The organism is Clostridium thermobutyricum (assembly GCF_000371465.1).
Classification (GTDB): domain Bacteria; phylum Bacillota; class Clostridia; order Clostridiales; family Clostridiaceae; genus Clostridium; species Clostridium thermobutyricum.
The window spans coordinates 1,888,297-1,905,785 of the sequence record NZ_KB850956.1; the positions used below are offsets into that span (position 1 = coordinate 1,888,297).

Annotated in this window: 16 protein-coding genes; 1 reads left to right on the forward strand and 15 read right to left on the reverse strand. The window is 28.3% G+C overall.

Annotated features, from left to right (window positions below):
- Positions 1-32: 32 nt before the first annotated feature.
- Positions 33-263: a preprotein translocase subunit SecG gene (secG, locus tag HMPREF1092_RS08760; protein WP_002598309.1), complete on the reverse strand. Its 231-nt coding sequence runs from the start codon at positions 261-263 to the stop codon at positions 33-35.
- Between the two features lie 200 nt (positions 264-463).
- Entirely contained in the window at positions 464-1,063 is a 600-nt protein-coding gene (locus tag HMPREF1092_RS08765; RefSeq protein ID WP_002598310.1) for a hypothetical protein, read from the reverse strand.
- A 168-nt stretch (positions 1,064-1,231) separates the two neighbouring features.
- Here HMPREF1092_RS08765 and HMPREF1092_RS08770 point away from each other — a divergent pair, with 168 nt between their 5' ends.
- On the forward strand, positions 1,232-1,549 hold the full coding sequence (locus tag HMPREF1092_RS08770; RefSeq protein WP_002598311.1) for a hypothetical protein: 318 nt from the start codon (positions 1,232-1,234) through the stop codon (positions 1,547-1,549).
- A gap of 277 nt (positions 1,550-1,826) precedes the next feature.
- Here HMPREF1092_RS08770 and gpmI read toward each other — a convergent pair whose 3' ends face one another.
- The 13 genes from gpmI to HMPREF1092_RS08835 all read right to left on the reverse strand — a co-directional run bounded on the left by gpmI (position 1,827) and on the right by HMPREF1092_RS08835 (position 17,485).
- Complete coding sequence (gpmI, locus tag HMPREF1092_RS08775; protein ID WP_002598312.1) at positions 1,827-3,359, reverse strand: 2,3-bisphosphoglycerate-independent phosphoglycerate mutase; 1,533 nt, start codon at positions 3,357-3,359, stop codon at positions 1,827-1,829.
- Positions 3,360-3,539: 180 nt separating this feature from the next.
- Entirely contained in the window at positions 3,540-4,286 is a 747-nt protein-coding gene (gene tpiA, locus HMPREF1092_RS08780) for a triose-phosphate isomerase (protein WP_002598313.1), read from the reverse strand.
- 100 nt (positions 4,287-4,386) lie between these two features.
- Positions 4,387-5,577, reverse strand: coding sequence for a phosphoglycerate kinase (locus tag HMPREF1092_RS08785; RefSeq protein ID WP_002598314.1), 1,191 nt, complete (start codon positions 5,575-5,577; stop codon positions 4,387-4,389).
- Between the two features lie 109 nt (positions 5,578-5,686).
- Positions 5,687-6,688, reverse strand: a complete 1,002-nt coding sequence (gap, locus tag HMPREF1092_RS08790) for a type I glyceraldehyde-3-phosphate dehydrogenase (protein ID WP_002598315.1) — start codon at positions 6,686-6,688, stop codon at positions 5,687-5,689.
- Between the two features lie 49 nt (positions 6,689-6,737).
- Complete coding sequence (locus HMPREF1092_RS08795) at positions 6,738-7,781, reverse strand: sugar-binding transcriptional regulator (RefSeq protein WP_002598316.1); 1,044 nt, start codon at positions 7,779-7,781, stop codon at positions 6,738-6,740.
- Between the two features lie 181 nt (positions 7,782-7,962).
- On the reverse strand, positions 7,963-9,336 hold the full coding sequence (rpoN, locus tag HMPREF1092_RS08800; protein WP_002598317.1) for an RNA polymerase factor sigma-54: 1,374 nt from the start codon (positions 9,334-9,336) through the stop codon (positions 7,963-7,965).
- A gap of 109 nt (positions 9,337-9,445) precedes the next feature.
- Positions 9,446-10,573: a BMP family ABC transporter substrate-binding protein gene (locus HMPREF1092_RS08805; RefSeq protein WP_002598318.1), complete on the reverse strand. Its 1,128-nt coding sequence runs from the start codon at positions 10,571-10,573 to the stop codon at positions 9,446-9,448.
- Positions 10,574-10,808: 235 nt separating this feature from the next.
- Entirely contained in the window at positions 10,809-11,654 is an 846-nt protein-coding gene (locus HMPREF1092_RS08810; RefSeq protein WP_002598319.1) for a DegV family protein, read from the reverse strand.
- 19 nt (positions 11,655-11,673) lie between these two features.
- Entirely contained in the window at positions 11,674-12,135 is a 462-nt protein-coding gene (locus HMPREF1092_RS08815; protein WP_002598320.1) for a tRNA (cytidine(34)-2'-O)-methyltransferase, read from the reverse strand.
- Positions 12,136-12,282: 147 nt separating this feature from the next.
- Complete coding sequence (locus HMPREF1092_RS08820; protein WP_002598321.1) at positions 12,283-13,128, reverse strand: Cof-type HAD-IIB family hydrolase; 846 nt, start codon at positions 13,126-13,128, stop codon at positions 12,283-12,285.
- A gap of 81 nt (positions 13,129-13,209) precedes the next feature.
- A complete protein-coding gene (locus HMPREF1092_RS08825) occupies positions 13,210-14,706 on the reverse strand; it encodes a VanW family protein (protein WP_002598322.1) in 1,497 nt (498 codons plus the stop codon).
- Positions 14,707-14,909: 203 nt separating this feature from the next.
- A complete protein-coding gene (locus HMPREF1092_RS08830; protein WP_002598323.1) occupies positions 14,910-15,857 on the reverse strand; it encodes a glycoside hydrolase family 25 protein in 948 nt (315 codons plus the stop codon).
- Positions 15,858-15,907: 50 nt separating this feature from the next.
- Positions 15,908-17,485: a sensor histidine kinase gene (locus HMPREF1092_RS08835; RefSeq protein WP_002598324.1), complete on the reverse strand. Its 1,578-nt coding sequence runs from the start codon at positions 17,483-17,485 to the stop codon at positions 15,908-15,910.
- Positions 17,486-17,489: the final 4 nt, after the last annotated feature.

Here is a 17,489-nt window from a genome sequence, read left to right on the forward strand (position 1 = left end):
GTTTACAAATAGTATGTGGTGATATCCCACGCTTATAATAGATGTAATCCTAATACTGATAATGCAAATATTATCATAGCTATCATTGTTATTCTAGCTAATATAACTTCTTTAGTTCTTGCTTTATTCTTTGAAAAGAAAGTATCATTATTACTTCCTTGAATAAGACCACTTAATGCATCTGATTTACTTGGTTGCATTAAAACAGTAACAATAACTATTATTCCAGTTAAAACTACTAGAATCGTTAATAAAGTTTGCATGGGAACACCTCCTATATTAAATCCTCTGTTTTTTCATATTGTTAACCTATTTAGTATATCACACCTTTTTATTTTTTTCCATATTTCATAATTTTATTTATATCCATTTATTTTTAATTATTCTTTATTTTAGAATTTTTTCTAAAAAACAAATACCTCATAAAAGAAATTATATTATAAATTCTTTATGAGGCATTTATTTATATATTACATTTTATATTATTCATTTTAAAGTATATTTTTATTTGAGTTTCCCAATACTTAGCTTTCTTCTTATTTATTTTTCTTATATGCTTTAAAAATGTTCCTAACACATTCAATCTATTTAACTTTTTCATTAAATGCCTTGGAAAATCTACTTTTCTTGTATAACATCCTTTAGGATCAATCATTCTTAACTCTAATTTATCATTTACATATATATCCCTACATCTAGTATCTAATTTTTTAAACTTTAATTTTCTAAATTCCTCTAATAGTAAATATATTTTTTTAGACATCTCCTCATCTAATCCGTTTCTTTTTATGTATTTATCTAATCGTTCACCTTCGACTTTTTCTCTTATTATATAAAGGTTACCATGAAAATATATTTTAGGAAAATATTTAGATTTCTTAGTTTTCTTTAATGTATTAGCTTCCATGTCACATATTTTTTTATCAACAAATATTTTTATTATCTTATTTCCTGGTAGTTCATATACAATTCCATTGTTACCTTGTCCTAAATAAACACTATTTTTAAACAGTTCCTCTGTCTTTTTATCAAAATTCACAGAGTAATCATAATTTTTTTTCATACTACCACCTTATTTATTTTTCTTTTAATATTATATTATTAAGATTTTATTATAATGTGAATATATTTCATTTTACCTATATAATTTTAATTTTATATGATATAATGGTAATGTAAATGATTACTTTTTTTTGATACAGCATTATTTATAATAAGAGAGGTAATACATATGAGTTTTAAATTAAAGTTTAATTTCAAAATTTATAATGAAACAAATAGTTATTTAAAAGATTTAAAAATAGTAGACGAAGAGGGATTATTACATAATCCTACATTAAATAAACTAGATAAAAAAAATTTTAATAATTTACAAGAAGTATATATGCATCTATACAAGCCTGAAAAAATATACTTAAAATTTTCAGACGAACATGGAGTTGAAAGAAAACTTCTTATTTTTAAAAACATAAAGGAAATATTAAAATTAAACTATGAAATAATAATTGAAAAAGATGAAAAAGAAAATTATAATGCAAAAGTAGCATAAGTATAAAAACGATTAAATTTTATTTAATCGTTTTCTTTTATATTTAAATATGTTAACTTTATATTTTCACTACAATTTATAATCTATATTATATTTAATAATATTCTATATAAAATAATTTTATAACATTGTTATTAATTTATTATGTAATAAATAATATATCTAGATATCATATAATTATTTCCGAGGAAATTTTTACAAATTTTAAGCTATATTAATCTATAAAACCATATAAAAATAAAAGTGTACCTTAAAATTTAAAGTACACTTTTATTAATTATTTAGTTAAACATTCTCCAGTCATTTCTGCTGGTGCTTCAAGTCCCATTTCATTTAACATAGTTGGAGCTATATCAGCAAGTTTACCATTCTTTAAAGTTTTTCCTTTAGCATCATTTGATACCCATACAAATGGAACTGGATCTGTTGTATGAGCTGTAAATGGTGTTCCAGTTGAGAAGTCTATCATAGTTTCTGCATTTCCGTGGTCAGCAGTTATGAATAATGAACCATCTTTTTCTAAGATTTTATCTGCTACTCTTCCAAGACAAGTATCTACAGTTTCGATTGCTTTTATAGCAGCCGGAATTACTCCTGTGTGTCCTACCATATCTGGGTTAGCATAGTTTAATATAACCATATCATATTTATCGCTATCTAATCTCTTAATTAATTCATCAGTAACTTCAACAGCACTCATTTCTGGTTGTAAATCATAAGTTGCAACTTTTGGTGATGCTATTAATGCTCTATCTTCATTTTCATTAGGTTGTTCTACTCCACCATTAAAGAAGAATGTAACGTGAGCATATTTTTCAGTTTCTGCAATTCTTAATTGTTTTAATCCTTTATTAGCTACAAATTCACCTAATGTGTTAGTAAGTGTTTGTGGTTTAAATGCAACTTCAACCCCTTCTAAAGTTTTATCATATTGAGTCATTGTTACAAATGTAAGATTTAAAGTTTCTCTCTTAAATCCATCAAATACTTTATCATTTATAGCTCTAGTTAATTCTCTAGCTCTATCAGGTCTAAAGTTAAAGAATACTACTGAATCTCCACTTTTAACTTTAGCAACTGGTGCTCCATCTTTTTCAATAACACATGGAACTACAAATTCATCAGTCTTATTATCATGATATGAATTTTCTATAGCTTCTACAGCACTTCCTGCTTTAGCTCCTTCTCCAAGAACTATTGCATTGTATGCAAGTTCAACTCTTTCCCATCTGTTATCTCTATCCATAGCGTAGTATCTACCACTTATTGTAGCAATTTCACCTACTCCTACTTCTTTCATCATAGCTTCAGCTTTTTCTATGAATTCTTTACCTGATGATGGTGCAACATCTCTTCCATCCATAAATGCATGAACATAAACCTTTTGAAGTCCTTCTTTTTTAGCAAAAGCTAAAAGTCCTTTTAAGTGATCTATATGTGAGTGAACTCCACCATCTGATAATAGTCCCATTAAGTGTAATGCAGTATTGTTTTCTTTAGCATTTTTCATTGCTTTTAAAAGTGCTTCATTTTCGAAAACTTCTCCATCTTCCATAGCTTTTGTTATTCTTGTAAGCTCTTGGTATACTATTCTTCCTGCACCTATATTTAAGTGTCCAACTTCTGAATTACCCATTTGTCCATCTGGTAATCCAACAGCCATTCCTGAAGCTTGAAGTTCACTTGTTGGGAATTCCTTAACTAATCTATCGAAATTTGGTTTTTTAGCTAATGAAACTGCATTTCCTTCAGATGCTTCTGCAATTCCAAAACCGTCTAATATCATTAACATTACTGGTCTTTTTGACATAATTCTCTGCCTCCATTTATCTATAAATATATATTCTTATATACAGTTTTAAAAAAATCATTTATATTAATTTCTTTATATAATTATACTATAATTAATCTCTTATAACAATAAAAGCAATAAGTATGAAAGAAGTTAAATTCAGTCATTCCTATTGCTTTTTGGTAATTTCTTAAAATATTAGTACATTACTATTTTAGAGAAATCTTCAGCTACTAAGCTAGCTCCTCCAACTAATGCTCCATCAATGTCTGATTTAGCCATTTGATCTTTTATAGTTCCTGGTTTAACTGATCCACCGTATTGGATTCTTACTTTATCAGCAACTTCTTTTCCAAACATTTCAGCTACAACATTTCTTATAGCAGCTATAGTTTCATTAGCTTGGTCTGAAGTAGCAGTTTTTCCTGTTCCAATAGCCCAGATTGGTTCATAAGCTATAACAACTTTTTCAGCTTGTTCATTAGTTAATCCAGCCATATCAGCTTTAATTTGCCCAGCTAAAACTTCAACATATTTTCCTGATTCTCTTTGCTCTAAAGTTTCTCCACAGCAAAGCATTGGAATTAAGTTATGTTCGAAAGCTTTTTTAACTTTTTTATTACAAGTTTCATCAGTTTCATTGAAGTATTCTCTTCTTTCACTGTGTCCAATTACTACGTATTCAACTCCCATAGCTTCTAACATTCCTGGAGCAACTTCTCCTGTAAATGCTCCACTTTCTTCAAAGTGCATATTTTGAGCACCTATTTTAATGTTTGAACCTTTAGCAGCTTTAACAGCAGCATCTAAACATACAAAAGTTGGGCAGATAACTACATCACAAGTAGCATCCTTAACTAATGGTTTTAATTCATTTATCATTTCAACAGCTTCAGCTGGTGTTTTGTGCATTTTCCAGTTTCCTGCAATTATTGCTTTTCTCATTTAGAATCACCTCATAATATTTTTACAAATTAAATTGTATTAGCCACTCTAAATTTTCCGCTTACAGAGTGGCTAAATTTATATTTTAAAACTTTTTAAATTAGCTATTTAAAGCATCTATTCCTGGTAATACTTTACCTTCTAAGAATTCTAGTGAAGCTCCTCCACCTGTTGAGATGTGAGTCATTTTATCACCAAATCCTAATATATTTACAGCTGCAGCTGAATCTCCACCACCAATTATAGTAGTAGCATCTGAATCTGCCATAGCTTTAGCTACTGCAATAGTACCTTTGTTGAAGTTTTCGAATTCGAATACTCCCATAGGTCCATTCCAGATAACTGTTTTAGCTTCTTTAACTGCTTCAGCATATATAGCTTCTGTTTTTGGTCCAATATCTAATCCCATATTTCCTGCTGGAATATTTTGATCTTCAGTTATTGTAGCTTCAACATCTTTAAATTCTGTAGCAACTCTGTGGTCAACTGGTAATAAGAATTTAACTCCTTTTGCAGCTGCTTTTTCAATCATTTCTTTAGCATACTCAATTCTGTCTTCTTCAACTAATGAAGTTCCAATTTCATATCCTTGAGCTTTTAAGAATGTATAAGCCATTCCTCCACCGATTATTAGAGTATCAACTTTTTCTAAAAGATTGTTTATAACAGCAATCTTATCTGAAACTTTAGCTCCTCCTAAGATAGCAACAAATGGTCTAACTGGAGTTTCAACAGCTTCTCCTAAGAATTTTAATTCTTTTTGGATTAAGTATCCACATACAGCTGTATCTATAAATTCAGTTACTCCAACTGTTGAACAGTGAGCTCTGTGAGCAGTTCCGAATGCATCATTAACGAATACTTCTGCAAGTGAAGCTAATTCTTTTGAGAATTCTTCTCCATTTTTAGTTTCTTCTTTTCTGTATCTTGTGTTTTCTAATAAAACAACATCTCCATCTTTCATGTTAGCAACAGCAGCTTTAGCATTTTCTCCAACAACATTGTTGTCAGCAGCAAATACTACTTCTTTTCCTAACATTTCGCTTAATCTTTTAGCAACTGGAGCTAATGATAATTCTGGCTTTGGTTCTCCCTTTGGTTTACCCATGTGTGAGCAAAGGATAACTTTTGCACCATTATCTACTAAATATTTTATAGTTGGCATAGCACCTACTAATCTATTTTCATCAGTTATAACTCCATCTTTTAATGGTACGTTAAAGTCACATCTTACTAAAACTTTTTTACCTTTTACTTGGATGTCTTCTACAGTTTTTTTGTTGAAGTTCATTCTCTTTCACCTCTTAAATATTTCAATATTTTAAAATAGTCTGGCCTTATAGCCTTATACTACAAAACCAGACTTATAATACTTTTTTATACTATCTAATTAATTTAGATTACTTTAAGTTAGCGAAGTATCCTAAAGTTCTGATTAATTGGTTAGTGTATGACATTTCGTTGTCGTACCATGAAGCAACTTTAACTAATTGTTGTCCGTCAACTTCCATGATTTTAGTTTGAGTTGCATCGAATAATGATCCGAAGCTGATTCCGATTACGTCTGATGATACTATTGGATCTTCAGTGTATCCGAATGAATCGTTAGCAGCAGCTTTCATAGCAGCGTTAACTTCTTCTACAGTTACTTTTTTGTCTAAAGTACAAACTAATTCAGTTAATGAACCAGTGATTGTTGGAACTCTTTGAGCGTTTCCGTCTAATTTACCAGCTAATTCTGGAATAACTAATCCGATAGCTTTAGCAGCACCAGTTGAGTTAGGGATTATTGAAGCAGCAGCAGCTCTAGCTCTTCTGAAATCACCTTTTCTGTGTGGAGCATCTAATGTATTTTGGTCATTAGTGTAAGCGTGGATTGTAGTCATGAATCCTTTTTGTAATCCAAATGAATCATTTAATACTTTAGCCATTGGAGCTAAACAGTTAGTAGTACATGAAGCACCTGAAATAACTGTATCTTCTGCTTTTAATATTTCATTGTTTGTATTGAATACAACTGTTGGAAGGTCGTTTCCAGCTGGAGCTGAAATAACAACTTTCTTAGCACCAGCAGCTATGTGAGCTGAAGCTTTTTCTTTTGAAGCGAAGAATCCAGTACATTCTAAAACGATGTCTACGTTTAATTCTCCCCATGGTAATTCAGCTGGGTTAGCATTTGCAGTTACTTTAATTTCTTTTCCATTAACTACGAAAGCATCTTCTTTAACTTCGATTTCTCCATCGAATCTTCCTTGTGCTGAATCATATTTGAATAAGTGTGCTAACATTTTAGCATCTGTTAAGTCGTTGATTGCAACCACGTTGAATTCTGGGTTGTTGATCATTAATCTTAACGCTAATCTTCCTATTCTTCCGAAACCATTAATTGCTACATTTACCATTGTAAATACCTCCTAAAATAGCTTTAAAATAGCTTTTATAAAAAATTTTTTATAAACTTTTTTGTCGAGACATTAGAATTTTTAAAATTTTTCTTCCTGCTGCCTCATCAGTTACTAACACAGCATGTGTGTTATTTAGTTGAGTGGCTATAATAGACTCAACTTTATTTGCACCACCAGCCACAGCAATATGTGTATTGATTTGGCTCGCGTTGCTTATATTTATTCCAATAGCAGTCGTTTCTGAAACTACTTTAGAATCTTTATTAAAGTAACACCCAAATGCTTCTCCTACGGCCTCTAGTTCATTTAATCTAGAGATTTTGTCTTCAGATATTCCACGCTTTTGTGCCATTTCCATAGCATTCCCAATACCATATATAAGTATATCTGCATTGTGTATACTTTGGACTATATCTTTGATTTCTTTTTCTTCTTTTAAAGAATTAATAATCTCTGGGCTAACGTTCTCTGGAATGTGTAACAGCTTGTAATTTCCATTTAGCTTTTTAGCTAAAGAGCCGGCTAAAGTATTAGCTTGAGTTTCAACATTTCTACCCATACCGCCTCTTGCAGGAACTACAAGAACATTTGAATATTTATTTATTTTAGGGAATGCTTCTATAACTTCTTTAACAGAACTTCCTCCTGTTAAAGCAATTATTGAATTATCCTTAATAACTGTTTTTAAATATTTTGATGCAGCCTTACCGATATCTTTTAATATACCTTGGTTATTTTCTACATCACCTGGAACTATTATAACTTTTTTTATTGAAAGAGCTTCTTTAATCTTATCTTCTAAGTCATTTAATCCTTTAAGTTCATGGATAAATCCATTTAACTTATCAACTATTTCTTCTCCACTTTCAGTTACTGTCATACCAGGAGTATTAATTTCTATAAGACCTTGCCCCTTAAGAAAACTTATTTCTGTTCTAACTATTCTTTCACTTAAATTAAGTTCATTAGATAAAACACGCCTTCCTACTGGTTGATTAAAAAATATAGTTCTAAGAATATTGTACCTTTTTTCTAATACTTCCACTAATTCTGGAACTATTTTGTTTTGTAATTCTATTAATTCTTGCAACCTAAACACTCCTTTGGTCACATAGTGTCCCGCTCTTACTTTTTACGTCCCACAAGACTATTATAGAATAAATTGTACAAATTTTAAAGAGTAATTTTAAATTTTTTTATTTTATTTATTTTACTTCTTTATTTTTAGCATATATTTTTTATATCAAAGATCTTTTTAGTATTATTTAAGCTTAAAGTCTTTTTCTCTTACTTGAAGATTTTATACCTAACTCTTCTCTATATTTCGCAACTGTTCTTCTCTTTATTTCCATATTTTCTTCTGTAAGCTTATCTGAAATATATTGATCTGAAAAAGGCTTCTTCTTATTTTCACCTTCTATTATTTCTTTTATTCTATTTTTTATTTTTACTACTCCTAAATCTTCACTATTTTTTATAGCAGTAGTAAAAAGATCTTTTATTTTTACAGTTCCCCTATCTGTTAATATATATTTATCTTTTATTGCCCTACTAACAGTAGATTCATGAATATTTAAAGCCTCAGATATTTCTTTTAAAGTCATTGGCTTTAGATAGTTATATCCCTTTTTAAAATATTCTTCCTGTCTTTTAATTATCTCTTCTAGTACATTATATAACGTACTTCTTCTTTGCTCTATACTTTTTATTAAAAACATAGCTTTATTAAGCTTGTCTTTTACATATTCAGTAGCATTCTTATCCCCTTCTTCATTAATTACTTTTTTATATCCACTATTTATAGATAATCTTGGGAGAATGCTATCATTCATTATTATTATTAATTGGTCATCTATTTCTCTTATAGCCGCATCTGGTATTATAAATTTAACTTCTTCTCCAGTATAGAAGCCACTAGAAGGCTTAGGTTCTAACTTTTTTATAACATCACCATACCTTTGGGCTTCTCTTGGAGAAATATTTAAGCTTTTTCCGATTAAAGAATATTTATTATTTGCTATATCTTCTAAATGATTGTTAACGATTGTAATCATTTTTTCATCATCTAATGCCAACTTATCAAGTTGAATAAGAAGGCATTCTTTAATATCTCTTGCTCCTATTCCGTAAGGTTCTAAATCTTGAACTATAAGAAGCGCTTTTTCCCCTAGTTCTTTTGATATTTTTAATTCTTTACATATTATTTCTAAATCACATTCTAAATATCCTCTATGATCTAAATTATCAATTATATAATTGCAAATAACTCTTGTATATTTATCTATGTTAAGTTCCATTAACTGCTCATAAAGATATTCTTTAAGTGATTTTTTTTCTGATATAAAATTAAAAGGTGAAACCTCATCTTCATATATTCCTTTACTTTGTGCTCCATAATTATCAAATTCAAAATACTTTATCATTTCTTTATAATTATATTTATCCATAAATTTCTCTTCAGATATTGAAGATTTTTCTTGGTTATTATCATTCATATCTAATATTGGATTTTCAGCAAATTCTTTATCAATATATTCTCTTAAATCTGTTACCGACATTTGTAACATTTTTATAGATAATTGCATCTCTTGAGTCATATGTAATTTTTGTTCTTGAGTCAATTTCATAGAATATTCCATCTTCAATGTAATCACCTACTCTCTTAACTATTACTTTATATTCCTATAATGTAATAATTATAGCATAAATACCATTATGTAAACAATTATATTGAGACTATCATTATATTTGCTTCTATTGTTCTTTAGCTTTTGATTTATGTTGTTCTTCTGATTGTCCTTCGGTTTCTTCTTTAAACTCTAACACCTCAAAAACTCTTTGTGGAACTTCAATTTCTTTATTTTTTAATTTTTTCATATAATCATTTAGTGTTCCAAATGTATTTTCAGAAACATTATTTTTTGTTTCTTTAGAATAATTAAATGCTCCTTCACTTATACCTAACTCTTTTAAATTTTTAATACCACTTTTAAACTTACCATCTTTAATTTCAGCACATATGTCAAAAATATTTTTATCCATATTTTTTACCATTGAAGATATTATTACATCTTTATATTCTGGATAATATTCAGCACAATCTACATCTACTCCTATTGCTTTATTTCCTGATTCTTTTGCAGCTTTAAACACACCTTCTCCAGCTGCTCCACAAGCTTCAAAAATTATATCACATCCACTTGCATATAACTCTTTTGCTTTTTCATATGCTTTTTTCTCATCTTTAAAATCTTCTGTATAGCGTACATAAGAATAATCAACAAGAGTCTCATATGCTTGCATATTATTTGTCTTAACTCCAGCTGCGTATCCACTTAAAAATCTAACTCCATTTGTATCATTTAATCCACCTATAAAACCTACTTTATTTGACTTTGTCTGTCCACCAGCTATTATCCCCATTAATAGTGCTCCTTCTTCTGATTTATATAAGACAGATTTTACATTTCCTTCAGCTACAACTGAATCTACCACTGCAAAATTTCTTGATTTTAATTGCCTTGCTGAAACTTTAACAGATTCTTTTAACCAATTTCCTAAGACAATTACTAAGTTATTATCTAAAGCTGTTTGATTCATTATTTTATTTATAACTTCTGGTTTTTCATCTAAATTTAATAATACTATTTCTGTCTTCATTCCAAGCTCTTTTCCAGCCTTTATAACACCTTTTTTCCCTATCTCTAAAAAAGGCTCATTTTCGTTATTTTCACATATTAAAGCAACCTTTAAATCACTATTAAAAAAATTTCTATCTCCAACACTTTTATTAGTACATCCTCCTAAGAACATAAGAACATAAAAGCACATGACAATTAATAACAGAACTACAATTTCTTTATTTCCTTTTATTCTTTCCATAAAATCTTCACCTTCTAAAAATACTTTTAAAATATTTTTTCCTCTTTAGAAAGTTTTAATTCATGAGTTATATAATTTATAAATAAAAATATTTTTATTATAATTTTTTATATTTATTTTTTATCTTTTAAATTACTATTTTTTAGTTTAAATATAAAATATTAATTCAATAATATTAATAAAAAAGCCTAGATTAATTAATCTAGGCATAAATATAAAAATAAATTATTGCGTTTTATTGATTTTCACTCATAAAGAAAACTCCAATTGCTTGACGTCCTGAGTGTATTGAAACTGAACATCCAACTGGTCCTTCTATATATTCAATATTATTTTTTTCTAAGTATTCTATAATTCCATCTTTTATTTCTCTGTTATCTCCAACACCAACTATTACAACTGGCATATCTTTTACTGGTTTTAATTCCTCCATATCAGAGATAATCTTTTTAACTGCTTTTTTGTTTCCTCTAACTTTCCCTTTAAGAGACATAACCCCATCTCTTACTTCTAAGATAAGTCTTATTCCTAAAAGTCCTGTAACTACACTTACAGCTTTAGGAAGTCTTCCTCCTCTTACAAGATTATCAAGAGATTCAAAACTTATAGAACTATCTATTGAACCTTTAACTTTTTCTAATTCTTCAACTATTTCTTCAATATTCATTCCAGAATCTCTTAATTTAGCTGCTTTTAAAACTAAAAGCCCAAGTCCAGCTGTTATAGTTTGTGAATCTACTATGTAAACATCATCTGTTTCTAACATTTGTTTTGCTAAACAAGCAGATTCATATGTTCCACTCATTCCTGATGACATAATTATTGATAAAACTTTATAACCTTCATCAATATATTTTTTATAAATTTCTTCAAATCTACTTGGAATTATTTGAGCTGTAGTAGGAAAAACATCTGTTTTTTCCATTTTATCAAATAATTCATTTGGAGTTATTTCGATTCCATCTAAATAACTTTCTTCACCAAAATTTATAAGAACTGGCATAACTTCTATGTCTAATTCTCTTAAAAGTTCTTTCGGTAAATCAACTGTACTATCTGTTATTATTTTTATTTTTTCCATTCCCTTATTTCCTCTCATTCTATTTCATATTTGGAAAACCTATTTGCCTTAAAGCTTCATAAGCTATTATTGCAACAGTGTTTGATAAATTTAAGCTTCTTGTGCTAGTTTTTATCATTGGAACTCTTATACCTTCATGTGCATTATGAACATCTTCAGGCACTCCACAAGTTTCCCTTCCAAACATTACGAAATCTCCTTCTTTAAACTCAACTTCATCATAATGTTCTCCTCCATGAGTAGTAGCTAAGTATATCTTTTTATCCCCATATTTTTTCATAAAGTCTTCATAGCTCTCATGAATTTCAAGATCCAATTCACTCCAGTAATCCAACCCAGCTCTTTTAACTTGCTTATCATCAATTTTAAAACCTAATGGTTTTATTAAGTGTAGTTTTGATCCTGTTAATACACAAGTTCTTGCAATATTTCCAGTGTTTTGAGGTATCTCTGGTTGATACATAACTATATTTAAATTCAAAAAACTCACCTTCTATTTCAAGCTTTGTAATTATCATAAGATGAGAAGTCTAAAGCACCCATCTTAATTTTATTTAAATTCTATACAACACATAATACTACATGTATTATTTTAAGTCAAAACTTTTTATTTTTAACTAAAAATTCATTAAATATCCTCTTCTCTTAGAATAAATTTTTCAACAGCTTTTCTTACTCCATCATTCTTATTCGTATCAGTAACATAATCAGCTATTTTTTTTAGCTTTGGAATTGCATTTCCCATAGCTATTCCAAGCCCAGCATACTCTATCATAGAAACATCATTTTCATTATCACCAATACAAATAACTTCTTCTCTCTTTATTCCATAATAATCAGCTAATATTTTTACTGCATTTCCTTTAGATACTTCTTTCATATTTATTTCCATACTTTTATTTCCTGATGTAAAGTAAGTAATTTCATCTATTTTGCCTATTTCTTTTCTAAACTCTTCCATTCTTTTAGCTGAAGTTGAGAATACAATAATTTTCGTTACTTTATCACTATATTTTTCCAATGCTTTTAACCATTTTTCTTTTCCTTTTATTGTTCTTAAATTCACTTTAAAATCTTCATGGTTTCTTCCTGGTAAAACTATTCTAGCAACAGTTGTACTCACATAACTGTTAGAAATTATACTACTAACAGTATGAAAATGTAATACTATCCTATATTTATTTGCTAATTCTAAAATTTTTTTAGTTATTTTTTCATTAAAACTACTTCTATATATTATCTCATTACTTCTTTTTTCTCTTATAATAGCTCCATTTGCCCCTATAACCGGAGAATCTACTCCTACTAATTCAGAAAAATACGCTGCATTATTATAAAGTCTTCCTGTTGTTATTACTATTTGTACTCCTTTTTCTCTTGCTTTTCGTAAAGCTATTTTACTTTCTTCTGATATTTTTCTTCCCTTCCCTAAAAGAGTACCATCCATATCAATACACATCATTTTATACTTCATATTTTCATCTCCATCTATAAAAAAGAGACATTCAAACAAATTAAATTTGATATGCCCCTTAATTATATAAATTTTACCACATTACGTTGTAGTTTCAACTGGTGGAGCCTCAGATCCTTCTTGTTGTTGCTGCTCTTCTTTTTTTGCAGGAACTTCTTCCTTCGGCTTATCTACTTTTATTTCTGGCTTTTTAGTTCCAACTTTAACAACTGAATCAGTTGTTGCATAAGTATCAGTTGACACTAGTTCTCTTTTTATTAGTTTACCATTTTCGTAAGTTAATTGATAGCCCTTTGATACATAACCTGTTTGACCTTTAGATTGAACTACTCTTTTTCCTTCTTCAAGATTAGAATCTTTCTCTATTTTCTCTTTTGGAGCAATAGTTCTTACTATTTCATTTTCCATATCATAAGTTTTCCCATTAAGAGCTGATTTATCTCCGTAAACATAAAATCTTATTACCTTTCCATCAGACATTCCCTTAATATAAATTGGAAAATCATATGGATTTTTAAATTTATAATCTAAATATCCCCAAGCTACTGTGGCATCAAGACTTGGTTTTGCATAACTAACAGTTAATGAATGATTATGTCTTTCTGTAGGTCTAATATTAGCTCTCATCATTGCTCTATAAAGTGCTGATGATACTTGACATATTCCTCCACCAATATCCATTTCAACTTTATTATTTATATAAACTGGTGCTTGTTTATATTTACTTTTATCAGTAGAAGTTGCCTTATCATAACTAAATTCTTCTCCTGGCATTAATACTGTTCCATCTACAAAACCAACAGCTGCTTGAATATTTGCTGATCTTTCAGGTGTAGATGTTGCAAAAGAAGACTCAAAGCTTCCCATTACATCTTTTATTTTTGACAGTTCTTCTTTAGTTACTTTTGGTTTTGACTCCACATAATTTAAGTTTATTATTGTTGGATTTTCTAAATCTCCATTTAAATTTTCTTTTAATGAATTGTTTAACTCTTCAACTTCTAATTTTTTTCCTAATATTTCTTCTGTAATATTCTTACTTGAACCTACTATATTTATAGTTGCATTTTTAGGTTCTATATTAAGATTTTTTTGAACATTTTCTTTTAGTTTTCCTAACTTTTTATCATTATATAAAAATTCTATTTCTAACTCTTTATTTTCTTTTCCTTTTATAATTTTATTTTGCTTAAACATGCTTTTATCTTTTCCATATTTAACAGCATCCTCTACAGCTTTATCTACATTATATTTTCCATCAATATCTTTATATTTACCTTTAAATTCTTTATCATCTACCTTAATTATTATATCTTTATTCGAAATTTTATCATTAAGATTATCATTTAAAATATTTTTAGCTTCTTCAGCTGATTTTCCTGATAAATCTACCCCTTTAACCGTTACTCCTGGATATATTTTATAATTCCAATCATTTAAATTATTTTTTATATTGGCAACATAGATTCCACCAGCTATTGCCACAGTTAATACACTTACTGTTGCAATACTTACACTTTTTTTATTTTTTTTCATAAAAGTAAGAAATCCCCTATCTTCACCACTTTTATTTCCCACAATTTTTTCCCCCTATTTTTTTGTATAAATTAAAATTTAATAGATAATTACATACTAATTATACATTATTTATTAACAAATTATAAGTATAATTTATAACTCTTTAAAAAATAATTTTAACCATATTCCAAATAATAGAAGCTATCTTAAGAATAACTTTTATTTTAAACATAGTTATTTTAAGATAGCTAAAAACTTTTATTTTATAATTTTAAAGTAACTTTACTTCTAACTTGTGATGCATTTCCTTCATAATCAAAAGCTTCTATAGAGAAAGTAATATTTCTTCCATGTGGCTTATATAGCTTAGTAATTGGTATTCTATATGAAGTATCTTGCCTATCTACTGTTCCAATCCAATAATTATCTGCAAAAATATTATATCCAGCTAAATCTATATCACTATTTTTAGTCCAAGATAAATAAACATTTCCATTTGAAACACTAGCTTTAAAGTTTTGTACTTGTCTTGGTTGAGTTAAAAGATCTAAATTATTTGGTCCCCAGTTAGCATCTACTGGATTATCTACACCATCTATTTGTTGACTATCAGTATATTGCCAAATTCTCCATCTTGTCCATCCCCCTGCATTTGGTGGGAAAGGAGGATTACCTGGTATTCTCGTATACATAGCTACCCAAAGTGGCATATTATTTAAAGGATATGTTCCATCACTTGATTGGAAGTTATTATTGTCTTGAATAAAGAATACAGATGCATAAAGCATAAGTCTTCTTCTTGTTTTAGATTCGAATCTATTTCTAAATCTATTAATCCATCTTAATAAAGCATCAGTATTCATATTAGGATTCATAGGTTCTTCTATATCTAAAACTGGCATTAAAGGTCCATAATTTTTATTTCCATAAGCTCTTTGCAATATGTCTATAAAATCATCACATTGCATATCTGCAGTACTTAAATCATATGAAGGAATTCCATAATGATATCCCCCTGATTTAATTCCATATTTTTTACACTCCTCTGCAAACTCTAAAAACTTTCTGTCTACCCTAAAGTAACCTGCTCTTGATCCTGAAGACCTTAAATAAATAAAATCAACTTTTGATGAAAGTACTTGAAAATTAGGATTTTGCGAATATTCATTTAAATCTATTCCAAAAGTACTATTAGGATTTCTATCTTGCATATTTCCTCCAAAAATAATATTGCTATTATATATTATTTTTGAATTCCGAATTAGTTACTAATACTTTTAATCTTTATATAAAAAGTTATATCATTTCCAACACATTCAGCCCACATATGACCTCCATGCATATTTACTATACTTTTTGCTATTGCAAGTCCAAGCCCAGTTCCTCCACTTTCTGTTGCTCGTGATTCATCACCTCTATAAAATCTATCAAAAAGCTTATTAAGCTTATCTTGTTCTATATTATCTCCTCTATTTCTAACAGAAATAACAGCTTCTCCTTCATTTTCGTAAAGTCCTATTATTACAGTTCCTGGTTTATAAGAATATTTAGAAGCATTACTAAGAATATTTTCTAACACTCTTACCATTTTATTTGGATCTAATTCACAAATTATTTTATCATCTATTATATTTTTTAAAAGAATTAAATCATTTTCTTCAAAAATCGGTGTCATCTCATCTGCTATTTGTGAAACAATATTGCTTAAATTGACTTTAGTCTTTTCTATTTTCATTTCTGCATTATTTAATTTAGTATATTCAAATAAATCTTCAATTAATATCTTAAGCTTTTCAGATTTATTAAATGCTATATTTAAATACTCATTCATTTCCTCTTCATTTTTATATCTTTTATCTTTCAAAAGACCTATATACCCCATTATTGAAGTTAATGGAGTTCTTAAATCATGAGAAACATTTGTAATAAGTTCTGATTTTGTTTTTTCTGCTGCTCTTTCTGATTGAATTTTCTTTTCTATTTCACTTGCCATTAAATTTATATTATTTGCTATATTTGAAACCTCATCTGCTCCTCTAATTTTTAATCTATATGACAAATCTCCATTGGCTATAAATTTTATTCCATCTGAAATTTCATCTAAATCTTTTACCTTTCTATTTATTACATATAAAAATGTAATAATAAATATTAAAGTTCCAACTAAAAGTCCTAACAACTCATTTGTTTGTCTATACTCATTTGTTTTTACAACAATCTCTGGAACTCCTTCATATATAAAGTAGTATTCTTTTCCTCCAATTTTTATTGGAAACATTTTAGTCATTTGCTTTGGTGAATATGAATTTATACTTCTTTCCCCTAAACCTATTCTTTCTTCAACATATTCTGTATCTTTATTAGGCATTTCACTAGCATTTACTAAAAGTTGAAATATACTAAATTGTGTTTCTTTTGCATCAGGACTTTTATAGATTACTTTACCATCTAAATCAGTTACATACCCTTTATGATTTTCTCCTAAAGCTAAGTTTTCTGATTTAAAAAATTCACTGAAAAATTTACTATCTTCTATAGTTATATTTCCTTCATCTACTTTCATCTTTAAACCTTCTGCTGCTGATTTTGCAGATTCAGTAAAAGCCTCTATCCCTACAATAGTCTCAACAGTTCTTCTGTTTTCTGAAAAAAATAATCTTGAAGACACCACTGCCCCTATTAAACTAATTATAAGGCAAAATCCAACTAAAAATATTAATTCATATTTTAAATTCGTCCTAATCTTATCAGATATTTTATTAAACTTCTCATTTCCTTTTATATAAAATTTTGATTTCGTAATATTTTCTTTTAGTTTTTCGATTCTCTTTATTCTCAAACCT

Bases quoted from the DNA above. Each gene is read 5' to 3' on its own strand.
- secG (WP_002598309.1), bottom strand. From the start codon at position 263: ATGCAAACTTTATTAACGATTCTAGTAGTTTTAACTGGAATAATAGTT.
- HMPREF1092_RS08765 (WP_002598310.1), bottom strand. From the start codon at position 1,063: ATGAAAAAAAATTATGATTACTCTGTGAATTTTGATAAAAAGACAGAG.
- HMPREF1092_RS08770 (WP_002598311.1), top strand. From the start codon at position 1,232: ATGAGTTTTAAATTAAAGTTTAATTTCAAAATTTATAATGAAACAAAT.
- gpmI (WP_002598312.1), bottom strand. From the start codon at position 3,359: ATGTCAAAAAGACCAGTAATGTTAATGATATTAGACGGTTTTGGAATT.
- tpiA (WP_002598313.1), bottom strand. From the start codon at position 4,286: ATGAGAAAAGCAATAATTGCAGGAAACTGGAAAATGCACAAAACACCA.
- HMPREF1092_RS08785 (WP_002598314.1), bottom strand. From the start codon at position 5,577: ATGAACTTCAACAAAAAAACTGTAGAAGACATCCAAGTAAAAGGTAAA.
- gap (WP_002598315.1), bottom strand. From the start codon at position 6,688: ATGGTAAATGTAGCAATTAATGGTTTCGGAAGAATAGGAAGATTAGCG.
- HMPREF1092_RS08805 (WP_002598318.1), bottom strand. From the start codon at position 10,573: ATGGAAAGAATAAAAGGAAATAAAGAAATTGTAGTTCTGTTATTAATT.
- HMPREF1092_RS08810 (WP_002598319.1), bottom strand. From the start codon at position 11,654: ATGGAAAAAATAAAAATAATAACAGATAGTACAGTTGATTTACCGAAA.
- HMPREF1092_RS08820 (WP_002598321.1), bottom strand. From the start codon at position 13,128: ATGAAGTATAAAATGATGTGTATTGATATGGATGGTACTCTTTTAGGG.
- HMPREF1092_RS08830 (WP_002598323.1), bottom strand. From the start codon at position 15,857: ATGCAAGATAGAAATCCTAATAGTACTTTTGGAATAGATTTAAATGAA.